Genomic DNA, 18,924 nt, shown 5'->3' on the forward strand with positions numbered 1-18,924 from the left:
AAGGCTCAATGAGCCTTTTTTAGAACCTTTCTCTTTTATTGTAAGTCGTATGAAGCAGATGATGTGCCTTTTCACTGTTTGGTTCGCCCAGATAGTTTTTATACAGTGCCTGGATCTGTTTATTTTCATGCGATTTACGTACCGGCATTTCTTCATCTTCTGCATATAAAGCAGCTGCACGTTTTGCTTTATAGTCAAAGCCGCTATTGCGAATATCAGCGCTAATATATGGCATACCGCCACCATTGATACAGCCGCCTGGACAACCCATGATTTCAATGAAATGGTATTTGCTGACACCGTTTCGAATATCATCCAAAAGCGGTTTTGCGATCTTCATAGAATGAGCCACAGCTACATGAATTTCCATGCCAGCAATTTCCAGTGTAGCTTCTTTTAAGCCTTCTACGCCACGCACAGCCTTGTACTCGATATTTTTAAGCTCTTTCTTTTCCAGAATATCTGCTACTGTTCTTAAAGCCGCTTCCATGACGCCACCACTAGCTCCAAAAATGACACCGGCACCTGAATATTCACCAAACATATCCTGATCAAATTCAGAATCTGTCAGATCAGCAAAATTAATACCAAACATCTTGATCAAACGAGCACATTCTCTTGTTGTTAAGACAGCATCAACATCCTGCATACCTTCATGAACATTTTCTTTTTTATTGATTTCACCCTTCTTAGCTACACAAGGCATGATAGAAACAACATAAATATCCTTAGGATCAATTCCCTTTGTTTCTGCATAATAGCTCTTCAGAATGGCTCCAAACATCATATGCGGTGATTTACAGCTTGAAAGATGATCTAATAAATCCGGATATTCTCTTTCACAGTAGTTGATCCATCCTGGTGAACAAGAAGTGATCATTGGCAATACGCCACCTTTTTTTACACGATGAAGGAATTCATTCCCTTCTTCCATGATGGTTAGGTCAGCTCCATAATTTGTATCATAGACACGATCAAATCCACAAAGCTTCAATGCGGTTACCATCTTTCCAGTTACCTTCGTACCGATTGGCATTCCAAACTCTTCACCTAAACCTGCACGGATAGCTGGAGCTGTTTGTACGATCACATGCTTAGAAGGATCATTCAGTGCTTCAATGACCTCATGAATCGTTTCCTTTTCATGTAAAGCACCTACTGGACAAACATTGACACACTGTCCACACTGCATACAGTTAACATCTTTTAAAGATAAATCAAAAACTGGTCCAACACTTGTTTTAAAACCACGATTGATATAATTGAGTACACCTAGACCTTGAATTTTTTCACAAGCATTCACACAGCGTCCGCAAAGAACACATTTGCTCGTATCACGAACGATTCCATCACTGGCATTATCAAAGGTTGGCTTTGTCTTTTCACCCTTAAAGGCATCTTCACGAACACCCACTTGTGCCGCTAAACGCTGTAATTCACAATTGTTGTTACGGATACACTGCAAACAATTTTTAGAATGGTTAGACAGCATTAATTCAACAATACCTCTTCTAGCATCCAAAGCTTTTTTAGAATTTGTATAAACTTCCATTCCTTCACTAACTGGATAGATACAGGCAGCACATAAATTACGAGCTCCTTTGACTTCTACCTGACACACACGACAGGCTCCCGTTCCCGTTAAATCCTTTAAATAACAAAGTGTCGGAATATGAATATTATTGGCTCTGGCTGCTTCAAGAATCGTTGATCCTTCTGCAGCTTCAATTTCCTGATTATTAATTTTTAATTTCACCATCTTCAAAGCCCTCCTATCTCATCTCAACAGCGCCAAAGTGACAAGCTTCCTTGCAGGCACCACACTTGATACACTTGCTTGTATCAATCTTAAATACTTCCTTACCAGCAATACCGCTGATAGCGCCAGTAGGACATTTCTTCGAACACAAAGAACACTTCTTACATTTATCTGGATCGATCGAATAAGAAAGCAATGCCTTGCACACATGAGCCGGACAGCGTTTATCTTTCACATGTGCTTCATATTCATCTCTAAAGAAACGCAATGTTGACAATACTGGATTAGGTGCAGTCTGTCCCAAACCGCAAAGAGCTGTTGATTTGATCGTATAACAGAGCTGTTCCATCTCATCGATCAGTTCCATCGTACCTCTTCCTTCACAAATATCTGTTAACATCTCCAGAAGACGTTTGGTTCCTACACGACATGGCGTACATTTACCACAAGACTCATCAACGATAAAATCCATATAGAAACGGGCAATATCAACCATACAGTTATCTTCATCCATGACGATCATACCGCCTGATCCCATCATTGAACCTTTAGCTACTAAAGTATCAAAATCAATTGGAGAATCCAAATCAGCTTCGGTCAGACAGCCACCACTTGGTCCACCTGTCTGAACAGCCTTAAAACGTTTATTATTTGGACAGCCACCACCAATTTCATAGATCACCTCACGTAAAGTTGTTCCCATTGGAACCTCTACAAGACCTGTATTCGCAACTTTCCCACCTAAGGCAAATACTTTCGTACCACTTGATTTTTCTGTCCCCATCGACTTGAACCAGTCAGCTCCATGATTAATGATCTGAGCTACATTCGCCAATGTTTCTACATTATTGATGATCGTTGGTTTTCCCCAGACACCTTTATGAGCTGGAAATGGTGGTTTTGGCATTGGCATACCACGTTTTCCTTCAATTGAAGCAATCAATGCTGTTTCTTCACCACAAACAAAAGCTCCTGCTCCTAAGCGAAGCTCTAGGTCAAAGCTAAAATCTGTCGAGAAAATATTTTTTCCTAATAAGCCTAATTCTCTAGCCTGTTTAATTGCAATATTTAAACGTTCTACCGCAATTGGATATTCTGCACGAATATAAATATAACCATAATTCGCACCAATCGCATAACCGGCAATAGCCATCGCTTCAATAACGCTATGTGGATCTCCCTCCAGGATAGAACGATCCATGAAAGCACCTGGATCGCCTTCATCAGCATTACAGATCACATATTTCTGATCACTTTCTTCCTGAGCAGCAAACTGCCATTTTAAACCTGTTAGGAATCCTCCGCCGCCACGTCCACGAAGTCCTGATTTCTTGATTTCATCCACGACCTGCTGCGGTGTCATTTCTGTCAGCACCTTACCTAAAGCCATGTAACCATCACGAGCAATATATTCATTGATATCTTCTGGATTGATCACACCACAGTTTTTCAATGCAATACGCTTTTGTTTTGCATAAAAGCGAATCTTATCCATACTGAAAACTTTTTCTTTTGTTTCTTCATCAATATCATGCATTTCCAGACGCTCTACACGTCTTCCCTTATAAATATGTTCATTTACAATTTCACTGACATCTTCTACTTTTACCTGACAATAGAAGACTCTATCCGGATGAATCGCAACAATTGGACCTTTCTGACATAATCCAAAACAGCCTGTTTTCACAACTTTGACTTCTTTATCCAGGCCCATTTCCTCTAAAATACGATTAAACTCTTTCTCAATCAGATCACTCTTGGAGGAAGTACATCCAGTTCCTCCGCAGATCAGTACATTCATTCTCTCCATACTTATCTACCTGCTGCTCCTATCGTAAATTCCTCACAAATTTCTCCCTGTCCAATATGTTTTCTTGCAACTTCTTCAGCCTTAGCAGGATTCATATGAACATAAGTTGTCTTATTCCCCTGCTTATCAAAAACTTCTACAATTGGTTCATACGAACATAATCCCATACATCCGCTCTGTGTAACAGTTGCACTATAATTATGCTTTCCAACTTCTTCTACAAAAGTGTTCAGTACCGGACGGGCACCCGCTGAAATTCCACATGTTCCCATACCGACTACGATACGGTAATCATTTTCACCATCGCGCAGGTCAAGACGCTTTTTTGTCTGATCGCGCAGAGCTTTTAAATCTGCTAATGACTTCATCTTTTTCCTCCTCTTTGATACCTTCATTGATATAAGCTTTACACCAAGAAGAAATCTCAGCTTCACATATGCTTACATCACCTAAGATTTCCCTGATTTCTTGTGAATCAAAGCTAAAATGCTTCTCATCACTTATATAATCAAAGTGAATATGAATGGCTTCATTCATACATAGAGCTAATACCAGTGCATCACCAATATCACCTCTGGGAGGAACATCCCAATGATCTTTTTTCATCGTACATTTGATCCTTGTTCCTTCATTCACTTTTGATTCCAATTCAAAATGGCCTTCACACTGCTCAGCCAGTTCTTTAAAAAATGGTATACCTAATCCAATTTTTCTTGTTGTTCGTGTGGTAAAAAAAGGATTTTGTACTTTTTCCACCATCTCTGCGTCCATTCCCCTTCCATCGTCAATAATTTCAAGAGATATTTCATTTTTCTTCTTGCTATCTTCAAAGCGAATCATGATATGAGATGCATCCGCACGTATGCTATTCGATGTGATATCCAGCAAATACATACTTAAATCAGCCATCATAAAGCTTTCCTCCATAATGCTTCCCATTTTTCTTCATCGATATCTTCTTCAAAAAGATCGATATCCTGAAGATAATGAGCATCACTGTTTCTGACCCATAATACTTCTTTCAGCCAAGGATGCATTTTCTGCACCCATTCTTTTTGATCCTTATTTTTAACCTCAATTAAATCAAATTCCAAATTTTGAGGAATAAAACCTAATTGGGTTAAAATGGAATTCGCTTTATCACAAACATGAGCCAGTGACACAATTCCTTGACACTGATGAGCCTTTTGAGCAATCACATCAATGCTTTGGGTTACTGATTGAAGAAGCAGGATATCTTCACTGCCAATCACCTCATCTTTATCATCAAACAGCCACTGATTTCCAAAATAACGAACATCATTGCTGATGGAAGGCAAATTCATTTTCAGCCAGCTATCAAACTCCATAGCCTTTTCATAATTCTTAAAATAGATACATAAATGCACTTCCTCGATACTTTGTACCTCAACGCCAAAGATGTATCCCATATTTAATTTTTGAGCTACCTCAGCCATCATTCGCTGCTGTCCTAGCGTATTATGATCACAAACGCTGATCATCTCTAAGCCACATAACTTAGCCATATTGACAATATTATGTGGTGTCATATCATCGCTAGCACAAGGTGAGAGAGCTGAGTGAATGTGCAGATCAACACGCATGCTACAAGCCTAACTCCACACACTTCTTACAGATTTCGTATGCAGGAAGTTCACACGCACATAAAGCAATATCCTCTTCGAGTGCCTTATCGATCATTTCCTGTTCAATAGGTGCTCCCTGAGCAATCACTAACACGCTTATTTCTTTTAAAGCGCTTACAGCAACACTATTAAGATGACTTTGCACAGTAATCCATATCTGATCGGCTTCACAGTTACCCATGACCCAGCTTAAAAGATCGCCTACAAAAACGCCTGCAATTTCTCTTTCTAAGGCTTTGTCGCTCGCCCATATCTTAAACCCTGTTTTTTGCGCAAACTCTTTAACTCGCATCTTTTTCTCTCCTTTTAATAATTCGACAGTCGCCTAATTGCTGTTGTCCATCAGCGATTGCTTCTGCCATGCTTCGACAAGATGGATAACCACAGGCTCCACAATCAAATCCCGGCAGATGATCAAATATTTCATTAACCGTACTGAAACGTTTCAGCTGCTCCATCATATTCTTTGGCTGCAGCTTTAAATCATCTTTTTCTTTCTGAAGTTCTTCAAGCGTATAATTCTTTATTTTCCCATGAGCCGTTTTCATCAGTTCATGCATATTGATCCTTCCATTAAAAGGATTGCCCCATAAGAACTGTCCACCGATACAGCCATTAAAACAAGCACTCAGTGACAAATATTTCACTTCTTTCAACAGACCAAATTCACTCAATTCTAAAGCCCTGCGAACCTTATCCATTCCATTAACAGATAAGATTTGAGCATCAAATCGCTGTCCTAGCCCACAGGCTACTGAGCGAATGCCTTCTTTACATAATTCAGCATCAGCTTCATCCTGATTACGATAAGCATTGATATTAGGAAATAAATCAACGATTGAAAGACAGTGATCGATCTCACTATTTATATTGCCATATGGATATTTTCCGAATGCCAGTTTAGCAGGACATTCACATAATAAGAAGATTCCTGCATCCTTGCCATATTTCTGACGAACATCTTTTGCAGCCAATACAGAAGGATATTCAAAATTGATTTGGTTATCCAGCAGCATCGGATACTGCTTTTCAATCAATTCATTGACAACTGGACAAAACGAAGAAATATAAAGTTCTTTCTTTTCTTTTAAAAGATCATTTACTTTTTCATAAACAGCGCCCTCATAAGGACTTAAACTCACTAATTCATCAAAGCCGAGTTTTAATAAGGCTGCATTTAAACGCCGCGCGTCTGTTTCATTAGAACAATCACAATAGATCGAACTTGGAACCAGACCAATTTTTATCTTATAATTCTGCAAATCAACCAGTGTTGATCCTTTTGCACTCAATCCAGAATGCTTGCAGGCACTGATACACGCCCCACAGTTAATACATTTATCTGCGGATATAAGTACTCTTTCATCTTTGATCGTAATAGCTTCAAACGGACACGTTTTCAAACAGCGCATACATTTTACACACTTATGAAGTGTATAAGTAATGACTCTCATATATGAAATCCTATCCTTAAGCATGTTCCTTCAGGAGATGTTTTTAGATCAAATGTATCCGAAACTCTTTTAATATTCGGAAGACCCATGCCGGCACCAAAGCCAAATTCCAATGCTTTTCCCGAAGCTGTCGAATATCCGGGTTTCATCGCCTTCTCCACATCAGCAATTCCAGGACCTGTATCTTTAAACAAAAGATAGATACCTTCTTCACTGATTTCCAAAACGACTTCGCCTCCATAAGAATGAATGATCATATTGATTTCCGCCTCATAACAGGCAACCGCAATTCTACGTAAGATATCAGCAGGAAGTCCTAACTGCTTTAGCAGGCTTTTGACATTCGTTGATACCTTGCCGGCATTCGCATAATCTTCACGCATGATAGGATATGTCTCTTTAAACACTCTTTAATCCTTTAGCATGTAAAATGCCACATGTTTCAAACATCGTTAAAGGAGTCGTCATCACATTGATCTTCATCTCTTTCGCCAATGCAATTTCTTCCTCATTGTATTTTTTCCCTCTTACGATCAATATAGTATGAATATCCAGCATATCTGCCGTACGAATGCTTTGGGAGTTACATAATCCTGTAATCAATACTGTTTCTTCCGAATACTGTTGAATCAATGCCAAAGCATCACTCATCAGATCCGAAGAAAACCCATAATTAATCTCACATTCGCTGTCACAGCAAACAAGCCATTCGCCATGTACGGCTTCTATAATATCATTTAATTTCATATTATTCACTTGCAGCTATCGCACTAATCAGCTGCTTTACTTCATTCATATCCGTGATATTACCATGTACCTTACCATCGATAATAGCTACCGGAGCTAAACCACAGGCACCAAGACAGCGTGTTGCATCAATCGAAAACAAGCCGTCCGGACTTGTCTTATTGACCTCACAGTCACAAGCCTCGCATATCGTTTCTAATAATTGCTGAGCTCCTTTTACATAACAAGCTGTTCCCATGCAGACATTAATAACATGCTTGCCTTTTGGCTGCGTCGTAAACTGTGCATAAAAAGTAACTACTCCATATACATTGGCAACGCTTACATCACAGGCATCAGCAATCTTCAACATCGCTTCGAATGGGATATAGCCACATTCATTTTGAACATCATGCAGCATCAATTTGACAGGTCCCATTTTTCCTTTGTGTCTTGCGACAATCTCATCAATTTTTTTTCTTGTTTCAGCATTTATCTTTTCCATTTGACAACCTTCCTTCTGAATCAAAAAACTTCATGAAATTATTTTAACATTTTTCTCTCTTTTAGAAAACCCTCTTTTGTTATTTCTATCACAAATTCGCCTTTTTCTATTTCTTCATAATAAAAGAACTGTGATGAGTCATGAAATTGATCAATTTTCACTCATACAGTTCCTGTAGCAAATGATTCTCAATCTGTTTCTTTATATTTTAATAATCTGTTTTCTATCAATTTCAATAATGATTCAAAAACAATCAAAAATACGATAAGCCAGATCGTCCATGCGAAGATACCAATCATATCTACATTGATACGACACAGCTGAAACTGTCGCCCCATTCCTGGAGATACTGAGCCTAAGATCTCTGCCATGATACCTACTTTAAATGTAAGCCCTAGACCATTTGAAAAAGAAGCATAGATATAATGCGAGATCAAAGGCAGATAAACTTTAAAAATCTTGTAAGTTTTTCTTACAGGATAGATTCGCATAAGATCTAAATATTTATTTTCAATACTTTTCATACCACTTAATGTATTGGCATAGGTCATGGGAAACATGACCATAAACCCTATAACACAGGTAGCAATCTTTGAATTTGTCCAAATCAAAACAATTAATATATAAGAAACATTCGGAATACTTTTAAGTATCGTATAAATAGGTTCAAAGTATTCTTCAAATTTACGACTGATACCACTACATATTCCTAATAAAACTCCTATAAACAATGCTAATAAAAGCCCAAAAAAGCTTCTTGCCAGCGTATAAGCAAAAGCCTCATAAAAAATTGCACTTTTTGCTAATTCAAACATTCTTTCAGCGACATCAAAAAAAGAAGGGAGCTTAATCGGATTATTTATCATTTCTCCACTTACGATCCATAATATCAATAAAATAACGATTGTGATTAGACTGCGTTTTTTCATACTGCTATTATACTCAATTTTAAATAAAAAGAAAAGGGAGATACGGTGACCTCCCTTTTAAAGATTATTTAGAAAGCATCTCTTCATTGAAATCAATATTCATCAATGAAAGCAGTGTCGTCAGATCATCAATGCATTCACTCGCTTCCACATAACGAATGCTTTGTCTTTCCCATGTAGCTTTTGAAATTGCTGCACTTGGTACACCTAAAGTATCTACACCAATCGTATCTACCAGTTCTTCGATCTTATCAGGATCGTTGAGCGCTGTTTCATTGACAAAAGTTTCAATAGTACTCATTAAATCAGCACTTTTATCTTCACTGCCTTCTTTCACAAAGATTGCAGCCTGAGGGAAGCCCTCTAATTCTGTTTTCATCTTTTCCTGATAAGCTGTTTGAAGATTGGCGATGACCTGAAGTTCGATTCCCTGCTCTTTTGCTTTCTGAATCGTTGCCGTTACAGCAGGTTCTGCCAGCATACCACAATTAGCATTACCACTCAATAAAGCTCCCTGAACATCTTGAGCGCTTGAGTACATAACAACTTCAGGTGTGATATTATCTAAATCTACTGCCTGACGTAAAACAAAATCCGTTACGCTTCCTTCACCGAAACTTGCGAAAGTACCTTCTTCATTTAAAGCATTTTCACTTGTACCTACTAAATAAAGATTTCCCCATGTAATAACCGCTTTTAAACGATAAGGGCTATTCCCTGCTTCAATCATCTTTGCACCAAGATTTACTGGTGCAATAATGACATCATATTCACTGTCCTCTTTCACAAGTTCTGCACTTAAAACTTCACTACCAGTTACAAATTCAAATGTATTTTCGCTTTCTTCACTTGCTGCTTCTAAAAGTGAAAGAGCTGGAGCTCCTGTTGGTGAAAGTACCTTGACAGGTTCTGTTGTTGTAGTTGAGCAGCCTGCCAAAAGCAGAGCAGCTGCCATTAATGATTTTAAATGTCGCATCTTACTTTATCCTCTATTTCTTTCTGAAGCATCTTCACAAATTCATCAAATGATACCGTTTTAGATTCTTTATGACCTTGGCGGCGAATCGTTACTGTATGATTTTCTTTTTCACCGTCACCTACTACTAATTCTATAGGTATCTTTTTCATCTGTGCTTCTCTAATACGATAACCCAATTTTTCATTTCTTGCATCTAATTTGCTTCTAAAGCCAAGCTTATTTAATTCATCATTGATCATTTTCGCATATTCATAATGATGTTCATGATGGACCGGGATCACTTCTACCTGTACAGGTGCCAGCCACATTGGGAACTTGCCGCCAAAGTGTTCGATCAAGATACCGATGAAACGTTCAACTGAACCGAAGATGACACGATGTAACATAACTGGTCTTACTTTAGCTCCATGTTCATCTACATAAGTAAGATCAAATCTTTCTGGAAGGTTCATATCTAACTGAATCGTACCACACTGCCATACTCTTCCTAATGAATCTTTGATATGGAAATCCAGCTTAGGTCCATAGAATGCTCCATCACCTGGATTGATCTTATATGTCTTGCCAGCAGCCTCACAAGCCTTTGCTAAAGCTGCTTCACTTCTTTCCCATACCTCAAGCTCACCAATATACTTTTCCTCAGGACGGGTGCTTAATTCAATGTCATAAGTTAAACCAAAGATTGCATAAACACGGTCGATAAAACGAATCAAAGATATAACTTCACTTTCGATCTGATCCATACGCATAAAGATATGAGCATCATCCTGTGTAAACGTACGAACTCTGAATAATCCATTCAATGCTCCACTAGCTTCATGACGATGTACCTGCCCTAACTCACCCATACGAATTGGAAGATCCTTATAAGAATGTAAAGAGTTCTTATAAACAAGCATACTTCCTGGACAATTCATTGGTTTGATTGCAAACTCACGATCATCCACCATCGAAGTGTACATATTTTCACGATAATTATACCAGTGTCCACTCACTTCCCATAATTCCTTGGACATCATGATTGGTGTTTTAATAAATTCATAGCCTTCTTTAGTATGTTCATCATACCAGAACTTTTCAAGTTCATTTCTAAGAATCATACCATTTGGTAAAAAGAACGGAGCCCCTGGTGCATATTCACTCATCATGAATAATTCCAATTCTTTACCTAGTTTTTTATGATCCCTTTGTTTTGCTTCTTCTAATAGATCCAAGTGTTTCTGCAGATCTTCAGCTGTTTCAAAGCAGACACCATAGATTCTTTGAAGCATCTTATTATTCTTATCACCTTTCCAATAAGCACCAGAATGTTTCAAAAGCTTAAAATTCTTTAAAAGCTTCACACTTTCCACATGAGGTCCACGACAAAGATCTACAAAATCTCCCTGTCGATAACAAGTAATGCTTCCCTCTTCCAATCCTTCGATCAAGTCAAGCTTATATTCATCATCCTTAAACATTTCCTTCGCTTCAGCTTTTGTATGATGTTCACAGACAATACGTTTGCCATCTTTAGCAATCTTCTTCATTTCCTTTTCGATCTTTGGAAGATCTTCATCACGAATGACATCATCTCCTAAGTCAATGTCATAATAGAAACCTTCACTGATAACAGGTCCTACCCAAAACTTTGCCTGAGGATAAAGATGCTTCACTGCCTGCGCCATTAAATGTGCACAGGAATGATTCAATACATTTAACTTTTCATTTTCTTTAATATCGATCATAACTCTCCTCCTATAAAAAAACGACTCTGCCAAAGGACGAGAGTCGTGTTCGTGGTACCACCTTATTTCGTGTATTTTCATACACCTCTTTTCTTTAACGCAGATCTACGGTCCTATTTTCATAGGACAGCTCCTTGGGAGTAAATACAGGCTATCAAAATGTCTTGCACCACCCGACATCTCTCTTGATTGAATCACAAGTATTCATGTCCAATTCATCGCTTATGGCATTATTTAACACCCAATTAAGAAAAATGTCAAATGTTTTATATCACAAAATCACCCTGTACAAAAATATCCGTTTCTTTACCATCAAAGCCAACTCCCATTACATGCATATCTTCACTGCCAAACATAAAGTCTACATGTAATAAAGAATCATTGGCACCTGCTTCTAAAAGCTGTTCACCGGTCATATTTTCACCATTCTTGAGTGTCGTTGGATAAGCAGCACCTAACGCTAAATGACAACTGGCATTTTCATCAAATAAGGTATTATAAAATAAAAGATTCATCTGTGAGATTGGTGAATGGAAAGGAACGAGCGCAACCTCACCAATGTAATGACTGCCTTCATCAAACTCAATCAGTTCTTTTAAGGCTTCCATTCCTTTTTCAGCGTGATAATTAACGACTCTGCCATCTTTAAAATCAAGATAGAAGTCTTCAATAAGCGTACCGGAATAATCTAATGGTTTGGTCGAATAAACTCGTCCATTCACATGATTGCGATAAGGCATCGTAAAGATTTCTTCAGTTGGCATATTCGGATTAAAGATGATCTCATCCTTTTGTGTTTTTTCATAACCACCTGCCCAAATATGATTTGGTGCTAAAGCAACATAAAGATCTGTTCCTTTACCATTAACAAAATGCAATTCCTTGAAATTCAATTCATTTAACAGGGCAATACGATGTGCAAAAGCTTCATCATGTTGCTTCCATGCCAATACAGGATCATTATCTTCAAAAACATGACAGCTTGAAAGAATGGCGTCCCATAATTTTTCATTGGCCTCTTCTTCATCAAGATCACTAAAAACCTTTTTGGCCCATACCTTATTAGATGCTGCTACGACACACCATTGTGTCAGATTGGCACTTGTATATTTTTGAAAAGGTTTTGTCTGTTTAGAAAAGGCAATATTACGGGATGATATCTTTTTAGAATCAATCCCCTTCATGATTTCTGGAATCGGTGAAGTGATCGATATAAAACAGCTGCCACTTTCATACTGATCTCTCATTTTTTCAATCGTATAATCCTTGACATCACATAACTCTTCAATACTTTGATATTCATAATCCATACGATTAATGAATGCATCATTCCATTCAACCGTCACTTTTTTTGCCTGAGCTTCATAACATGCTTTTACCAGTTTTCTGACAAAAGATGCATTATCAACACCTGCACGAATAACTACATTTTGATTTTTTTGTACATGAACACCACTAATGGCGATCAGTTTAGCATATTGATCTAATCTTTTTTCTAACATTTAATTACCTCTTGACATTGGCAGCATCGCTGCTCCTACTAATCCTGGCTCTTCAAGCCGAGCTTCACTGAATTTAGTACAACGCATCCCTTCATGAACGAGTGTCTTAAAGATATCCTGCATCTTATCAAAGAAAACATCTTTTGATTTCATACATCCCCCACCCACAACAAAGATATGCGGATTTACGACATAGGCAATATCCGCAAACAAAAGTGCCAGATCATAGGTCATCTCATCAACGATCTTTACTGCTTTCTCATTACCACTGCGAGCAAGATCAAAAACATCTCCTGCATGTTTGATCGAATCACCAAACACTTCTTTTCCTTTGCGTGTGATCGCAAGTCCGCTCGCTTCATTTTCAACAGCCCCCACATTCAAGTAATTAACTTTTTGACGATTACGATCAATTACGATATTTGCAATCTCACCTGCATATCCCGCCATACCGCTGACAAGCTGATGATTAACCGTAAAGGCACCGCCAATTCCCGTAGAAATCGTTACATAGTAACAGATTGGATACTCTTTTCCAGCACCATGATAGCTTTCTGCAAGACAAGCAACATTTACATCGTTATCCGCATAAGTCGGCAATCCGCATCGTTGACTAATTTCTTCACATAATGGATAATCTTTAAATCCCGGTAAATTCGTAGAAAGCATCATGACACCTCTTTGAGTATCTACAGGACCCGGAACACCTAAACCAATGCCCTGACATTCTTTCCAATGATCAAGTGATGTGATCATACGCACGATCTTATCCATGACATGACTGACGCCCTGATCGATCTCAGTACTTTCTTTTACAACTTCAAGAATCTTTCCATTTTCATCTACTTTGGCGACACGTACATTTGTGCCACCCAAATCTACTCCGATATATGTTTTCATTTCTATCTCCCTATTCATAAACTTCAAACCAGTAACTTGTCATAAATGATTTATTTGGCGAAAGCGACATCATGCCTTCTCTTTTCTCAAAGGGTACATCCACCTTTTCAAAATCTCCATGTCCATACCATGGTTCAATACATAGAAAATTTGCTTCTGGATCACTGCTCCAAAGAGCTAAAAATGGAAAACCATCAATGGCCATACGGATCTTATATTCATTCATGATTAAATCTACATAAGGACTTTTCAGATCTTTATATACGATCGTCTGTTCCTTAGCAATCGTTTCATGCGATAAATCCCAATGATCGAAACTTACCTTTTCCTCACATACACCATCATGGATATGAATCTGTGTTGCGGTTTCAGGACATGCAAATTTCAAAGTACTGCTAGTAAAATCACGTACATTAAAACCTGGATGCAAGCCAAATGTAAACGGCATGATACGTGATGAATCATTGGTAATCAGATAAGTAACGATCACTCGATTTCCAATTAATTTATATTTGATCTGATAAGTAAAATCAAAAGGATACTGACTTTTCGTATTTTCATCACTTTTTAATTCCATCGTGATCTCATCATCACTTTTTTTGATACATTTCAATACAGCATAACGTATCAGTCCATGATTTTTCATCGCATAGGTCTTACCATCGATCATATAATCTTTAGAATACGTATTTCCTACCATGGGAAACAGTGTTGGATTTTTACCTTTCCAGTGTTTTTCATCCCCTTGCCACATCACTTCAAGATCTTTTTTCTTATATTTAAGACTTGCGATTTCACCACCGGCCTCACAGACTTCAAGGCGTAAAACATCATTTTCAATTATCATACTTTCCTCCTACTTTATAGCATCCATCGAACGGGATGCAACTACATTTACACCCGTACGAGCAACATTTTCGATAATTACATCATACATCTTAACAGGTGCTTTTACTTTTACTTTATTGATTTGTTTCATAACATCTGCAACTTTACGTTTAGGTACCGGTGCTTGTGTCATCACCGGAAGACGTGTCAATGCAGCATTTTTTAATACGACGGTACTTGTGACCATCCTCGTAGGATTTGTCATCTCTTCATTAGCATATTTTACACCTCTTACACAGCCATTATGACTTACAGATATTACTTTTTTCTTATCCATTTCTACACTCATCCGGCAGCTCATCGGACAAATGATACAAACCATTTCCTTGATCATGCATCCTCCTTTACTTCAAATATTAAACTCTGTGCATCCGTTAACATCCTTTTTTCTAAATTGATTTTTTCCATTTCCGCAGGAAGCATCACTCTTTTTTTCACTTCCCGAAGGATATGATCACCACTGCGAATGCGAAGAATACAGTCCCGCATCGGTTTTTTTACACGGAAAGAAAAACGGCAATCATCCTCCATATTTTCTTTACGCAAATGCTGTGGAACGACATGGGTAACATTTTCTCCGGCATATACCGGAATACCTTCTTCTTCATGAAAACCTTCATTGAGATAACGTGCGACTGCCATACCGCATGCCTGTGCTTCCAAGCAAACATCATCGACCAAGTCATGTACCTGAAGAACATTTCCACAAGCAAAAAAACCAGGAAGGCTCATCTCATAAGCCTCATTCACAGACACACTTTTGGTTTGTGAGTCACGTTCTACATTTAACTTATTTAATAAACTGATATCTGGAAGCAGACCTATAGAAAGCAGCAGACAGTCAACATCGAGATACCATTCACTTCCTTGAATAGGCTTTTGGTTATCATCCACTGAACTTAATTCAATTCTTTCTAATTTTGGACGTCCAATGATTCTTGTCACTGTTGTTTTTAAATAAAGCGGAATATTAAAATCCTCTAAACACTGCACGATATTTCGACTTAAACCATTTGAATAAGGCATGATCTCTGCGACTCCCAAAACCTGGGCACCCTCCAGCACCATTCTTCTAGCCATGATCAGTCCAATATCCCCACTGCCAAGAATAAACACTCTTTTTCCACACATATAGCCATCAATATTTAAATAGCGTTGTGCTGTCCCTGCTGTCAAAACATTGGCACAGCGATCACCCGGTATCGATATCATACCTCGATTTTTTTCCATGCATCCGCTTGCCATTACGATTGCTTTTGCCTGAACCTCCACAACACCTTCATAACGATTGACATACATGACTTTCTTGCCTTCACTGATATTGATAACGGTCGTATCCAGCTTGACATCAATATGATATTTTTTTAGTGACTCGATCAATAGCTGTGCATATTCAGGACCTGTACATTCTTTTTTATAAATATGAAGACCAAATCCATGATGAATACATTGATTCAAAATACCGCCCAGTTCTTTTTCTTTTTCAATGATCAAAATATCTCTGATGCCAAATCTGGCAATTGCGATAGCACAGCTCATACCTGCACTACCTCCGCCAACTATAACACAATCAACCTTTCTCATGGCGCACTCCTTTACTTTCACAGACAAGAATCGGGCTTCCTTTCTCATTATAATCCACTTCAGCTGGTGAAATACCCAGCTCTTTCGCAAGTATTTTTACAACAAGCGGTTCACAGAATCCTCCCTGACATTTACCCATGCCTGGACGAACTCTTTTCTTTACCGCCACAACACTGCGAGCTCCGCACTTTCGTCTAATACAGTCAATGATCTCACCCTCACTCACCTGTTCACAACGGCATATAATTCGCCCATATTTTGGATTATGGGCAATATATCTTTCTTTTTCATCTGTACTGCATTCATTGATCACTACATTTTTGACACGATGTGCAAAAAACATCCTTTTTGATAAATTCAAGCGTTTTAAAACATAATCATTGACAACCATTTCAGCAATTGCCGGAGCACTTGCTAATCCTGGTGAATCAATAGCCGCAACATTGATAAAATTTTTAACACTGCTTTCTCCTATGATAAAATCATTATCGGCACATGGTGCACGAAGTCCGCTAAAACTATGAATGATTTCATCATAAGGAACATTTTTGACGATCTTTTCAACTTTTTCACGGACAAATGTTAACCCACGTTCACTGGTCGAATTATCCTCACGATCAATTTGCTCAGACGCAGTTGGGCCCAATAAAATATTACCATGTATTGTTGGTGTAACTAATACACCCTTTCCTTTTTTCGTAGGTGCAGGGTAAATTACATGTTTAACAAAATTAGATGCATTTTTTGATAAGACATAATATTCCCCCTTACGTGGCAGAATTTTAAAATCTTTCTTATGTGTAACCATTTCATTGATCTTATCAGCATAGATTCCAGCACAGTTGATAACAATTTTCGCATGATAAGTGTGATCCTGTGTTTTTACTATAAATCCATCTTTTTCTACAGTAATTGCCTTCACTTCCTGATTCAGTTCACATTTACACTGATTGCTCATAGCTGTTTCCATTGCAGCAATTGCAACTTTCCATGGTGTAACGATTCCTGTCTGCTTACAATAAAGCGCCTTGATAACATCATCAGAAATATTTTCTTCCAGCACTAATATTTCATCACGATTAATCATCTGAGTTCTGATTCCTCGTTTTTCAGCTTGCTTATGCAGTCTTTCCAATGTGTGAACCTCGTCCTCATTCACAGCTACGACCAGTGAGCCAATCTGCTTGAAATCAACCTTTAGTTCTCGACACAAGGAAGGATACTTGCGAGCTCCGCGAATATTCATTTCAGCTTTCAATGAATAATCATCAGGATCATATCCGGCGTGAATAATAGCACTGTTGGCCATCGTTGATTTATTCGCAATATCATTTTCTTTCTCAAGAAGCAGCACATTGCAGTGATATTTCGAACAATTATAAGCAATGAGCGACCCAATGATACCGCCACCTATAATAATAATATCTTCCATACTGAAATCTCCTTTACTTTATTATTATAAAAAAGAATAAACAAAAATACAAGTAAACGCTTTCAAATATCCTTTTTTTTCACCATCCTGCAACTCACCTGCAAATAATCCTGTCAGATAAAAGCTTAATCGCATACCTGATTCTTCAGCCTCTTTATTTTAGAAGCAGCCATTTCACAGATAATCTTTTCCATTATCCGTCTGTCCGTCAAAATAGACATATGAAAAAAACAGATAGCATTTTAAAATACCTTATCTGTTTTATTTAGAAACCTGAATATTCTCTTGATTAAAAACTGCTTCACTTGGATTTTCTCTAAAAGTATCGCTTACACGAACACCCACACTTTTAAAATTATATGAGAAGTCCCATGTAACAGTCTCATTTGGAAAATCAGTCATATAGACTATATAGTAAGCCCTAATTTTTTGGTAATTTCCTTGACGCTCCTGAACAGCTCTGCCAATATAACTAGCATCCCATGAAGAAGAAATACTTGAATTAATGTGAATGATCGGAATACCTACCGGTGTATTCGTATTATATTGATATTCAATCGTAAACAAATACCCTTTGCCAAGATTATTATCTACTGCCTGAACATTCATATCAATATCAAACACATAATCAACAAATATATCTGCTTGAGCATTCACTACGACTCCTTCATCATAATAAAGTCTTAGTTCAAACGTATTATCTCCTGTAACGATTCCATGATCGAAAATAGAAACGGAAGTTTCCATTTCATTTGTAAATGTGCTGATCAGCGTATCTCCATAATACAGCTCTACTTTATCAAAAGAGTGATCATTTAGCTGATAATCCCATATCAGTGATATAGTCTTTTGTTCGTCATCAAATTCACCACTAAAAAGTGAAATCTGAGGATCCACTTCTTCTGATGGATCATCTATCAGAGGAAGATCAGGATTTACTTCCCCTCGCAGCTGTCCAATAACAAGACGTGCTGTTAAGCCTGCAATAACCAGCAAACAAATAATCAGGCATCCCGAGAATATTTTATTTCGTTTAATAAATTCAATCATTTTCCCACCTTTGAACTATTATACTCTATTTAA

General features: G+C 37.9%; 20 protein-coding genes and 1 other annotated feature. All 20 genes read right to left on the reverse strand.

All coding sequences use genetic code 11. From position 1 onward, the window contains the following. Positions 1 to 19 precede the first annotated feature (19 nt). On the reverse strand, positions 20 to 1,759 hold the full coding sequence (locus tag BQ5367_RS00945) for an NADH-dependent [FeFe] hydrogenase, group A6 (protein WP_071440719.1): 1,740 nt from the start codon (positions 1,757 to 1,759) through the stop codon (positions 20 to 22). A 13-nt stretch (positions 1,760 to 1,772) separates the two neighbouring features. Beyond that, entirely contained in the window at positions 1,773 to 3,569 is a 1,797-nt protein-coding gene (gene nuoF, locus BQ5367_RS00950) for an NADH-quinone oxidoreductase subunit NuoF (RefSeq protein WP_071440720.1), read from the reverse strand. 2 nt (positions 3,570 to 3,571) lie between these two features. Then, positions 3,572 to 3,937: a (2Fe-2S) ferredoxin domain-containing protein gene (locus BQ5367_RS00955; protein ID WP_071440721.1), complete on the reverse strand. Its 366-nt coding sequence runs from the start codon at positions 3,935 to 3,937 to the stop codon at positions 3,572 to 3,574. Beyond that, positions 3,882 to 4,496: an ATP-binding protein gene (locus tag BQ5367_RS00960; protein WP_161940458.1), complete on the reverse strand. Its 615-nt coding sequence runs from the start codon at positions 4,494 to 4,496 to the stop codon at positions 3,882 to 3,884. Before BQ5367_RS00960 ends, BQ5367_RS00955 begins: the two co-directional genes overlap by 56 nt. Then, positions 4,478 to 5,173: a PHP domain-containing protein gene (locus BQ5367_RS00965; RefSeq protein ID WP_071440722.1), complete on the reverse strand. Its 696-nt coding sequence runs from the start codon at positions 5,171 to 5,173 to the stop codon at positions 4,478 to 4,480. The genes BQ5367_RS00960 and BQ5367_RS00965 overlap by 19 nt, the downstream gene beginning before the upstream one ends. A 1-nt stretch (position 5,174) precedes the next feature. Further along, positions 5,175 to 5,507, reverse strand: a complete 333-nt coding sequence (locus BQ5367_RS00970) for a hypothetical protein (RefSeq protein WP_071440723.1) — start codon at positions 5,505 to 5,507, stop codon at positions 5,175 to 5,177. Continuing rightward, a complete protein-coding gene (locus tag BQ5367_RS00975) occupies positions 5,497 to 6,669 on the reverse strand; it encodes a (Fe-S)-binding protein (RefSeq protein WP_071440724.1) in 1,173 nt (390 codons plus the stop codon). Before BQ5367_RS00975 ends, BQ5367_RS00970 begins: the two co-directional genes overlap by 11 nt. Next, positions 6,666 to 7,052: an ATP-binding protein gene (locus BQ5367_RS00980; RefSeq protein ID WP_071440725.1), complete on the reverse strand. Its 387-nt coding sequence runs from the start codon at positions 7,050 to 7,052 to the stop codon at positions 6,666 to 6,668. Before BQ5367_RS00980 ends, BQ5367_RS00975 begins: the two co-directional genes overlap by 4 nt. Before the next feature lie 16 nt (positions 7,053 to 7,068). Beyond that, entirely contained in the window at positions 7,069 to 7,416 is a 348-nt protein-coding gene (locus BQ5367_RS00985; RefSeq protein WP_071440726.1) for a hypothetical protein, read from the reverse strand. Between the two features lies 1 nt (position 7,417). After that, positions 7,418 to 7,900, reverse strand: a complete 483-nt coding sequence (locus BQ5367_RS00990; RefSeq protein WP_071440727.1) for an NADH-quinone oxidoreductase subunit NuoE family protein — start codon at positions 7,898 to 7,900, stop codon at positions 7,418 to 7,420. 188 nt (positions 7,901 to 8,088) lie between these two features. Beyond that, complete coding sequence (locus BQ5367_RS00995) at positions 8,089 to 8,829, reverse strand: ABC transporter permease (protein ID WP_071440728.1); 741 nt, start codon at positions 8,827 to 8,829, stop codon at positions 8,089 to 8,091. A 64-nt stretch (positions 8,830 to 8,893) separates the two neighbouring features. Next, entirely contained in the window at positions 8,894 to 9,805 is a 912-nt protein-coding gene (locus BQ5367_RS01000) for a hypothetical protein (RefSeq protein ID WP_071440729.1), read from the reverse strand. After that, entirely contained in the window at positions 9,793 to 11,535 is a 1,743-nt protein-coding gene (gene thrS / locus BQ5367_RS01005; protein ID WP_071440730.1) for a threonine--tRNA ligase, read from the reverse strand. The genes BQ5367_RS01000 and thrS overlap by 13 nt, the downstream gene beginning before the upstream one ends. A gap of 29 nt (positions 11,536 to 11,564) precedes the next feature. Then, positions 11,565 to 11,763 (reverse strand) — a binding site (T-box leader). A 38-nt stretch (positions 11,764 to 11,801) separates the two neighbouring features. Next, positions 11,802 to 13,037 carry an aminopeptidase gene (locus BQ5367_RS01010; protein ID WP_071440731.1) on the reverse strand — a complete coding sequence of 412 codons (1,236 nt, stop codon included), beginning with the start codon at positions 13,035 to 13,037 and terminating at the stop codon, positions 11,802 to 11,804. After that, positions 13,038 to 13,937: an ROK family protein gene (locus tag BQ5367_RS01015; protein ID WP_071440732.1), complete on the reverse strand. Its 900-nt coding sequence runs from the start codon at positions 13,935 to 13,937 to the stop codon at positions 13,038 to 13,040. It lies immediately after the preceding gene. 10 nt (positions 13,938 to 13,947) lie between these two features. After that, positions 13,948 to 14,784, reverse strand: a complete 837-nt coding sequence (locus BQ5367_RS01020) for an aldose epimerase family protein (RefSeq protein ID WP_071440733.1) — start codon at positions 14,782 to 14,784, stop codon at positions 13,948 to 13,950. Between the two features lie 9 nt (positions 14,785 to 14,793). Further along, positions 14,794 to 15,159 carry a DUF1667 domain-containing protein gene (locus BQ5367_RS01025; protein WP_071440734.1) on the reverse strand — a complete coding sequence of 122 codons (366 nt, stop codon included), beginning with the start codon at positions 15,157 to 15,159 and terminating at the stop codon, positions 14,794 to 14,796. Then, positions 15,156 to 16,409, reverse strand: a complete 1,254-nt coding sequence (locus BQ5367_RS01030) for an NAD(P)/FAD-dependent oxidoreductase (protein ID WP_071440735.1) — start codon at positions 16,407 to 16,409, stop codon at positions 15,156 to 15,158. The genes BQ5367_RS01025 and BQ5367_RS01030 overlap by 4 nt, the downstream gene beginning before the upstream one ends. Beyond that, positions 16,396 to 17,841 carry an NAD(P)/FAD-dependent oxidoreductase gene (locus tag BQ5367_RS01035; protein ID WP_071440736.1) on the reverse strand — a complete coding sequence of 482 codons (1,446 nt, stop codon included), beginning with the start codon at positions 17,839 to 17,841 and terminating at the stop codon, positions 16,396 to 16,398. The genes BQ5367_RS01030 and BQ5367_RS01035 overlap by 14 nt, the downstream gene beginning before the upstream one ends. A 261-nt stretch (positions 17,842 to 18,102) precedes the next feature. Beyond that, positions 18,103 to 18,891, reverse strand: coding sequence for a hypothetical protein (locus BQ5367_RS01040; RefSeq protein WP_071440737.1), 789 nt, complete (start codon positions 18,889 to 18,891; stop codon positions 18,103 to 18,105). Positions 18,892 to 18,924 lie beyond the last annotated feature (33 nt).

This window comes from Traorella massiliensis, assembly GCF_900104665.1.
GTDB classification, from domain to species: domain Bacteria; phylum Bacillota_I; class Bacilli_A; order Erysipelotrichales; family Erysipelotrichaceae; genus Traorella; species Traorella massiliensis.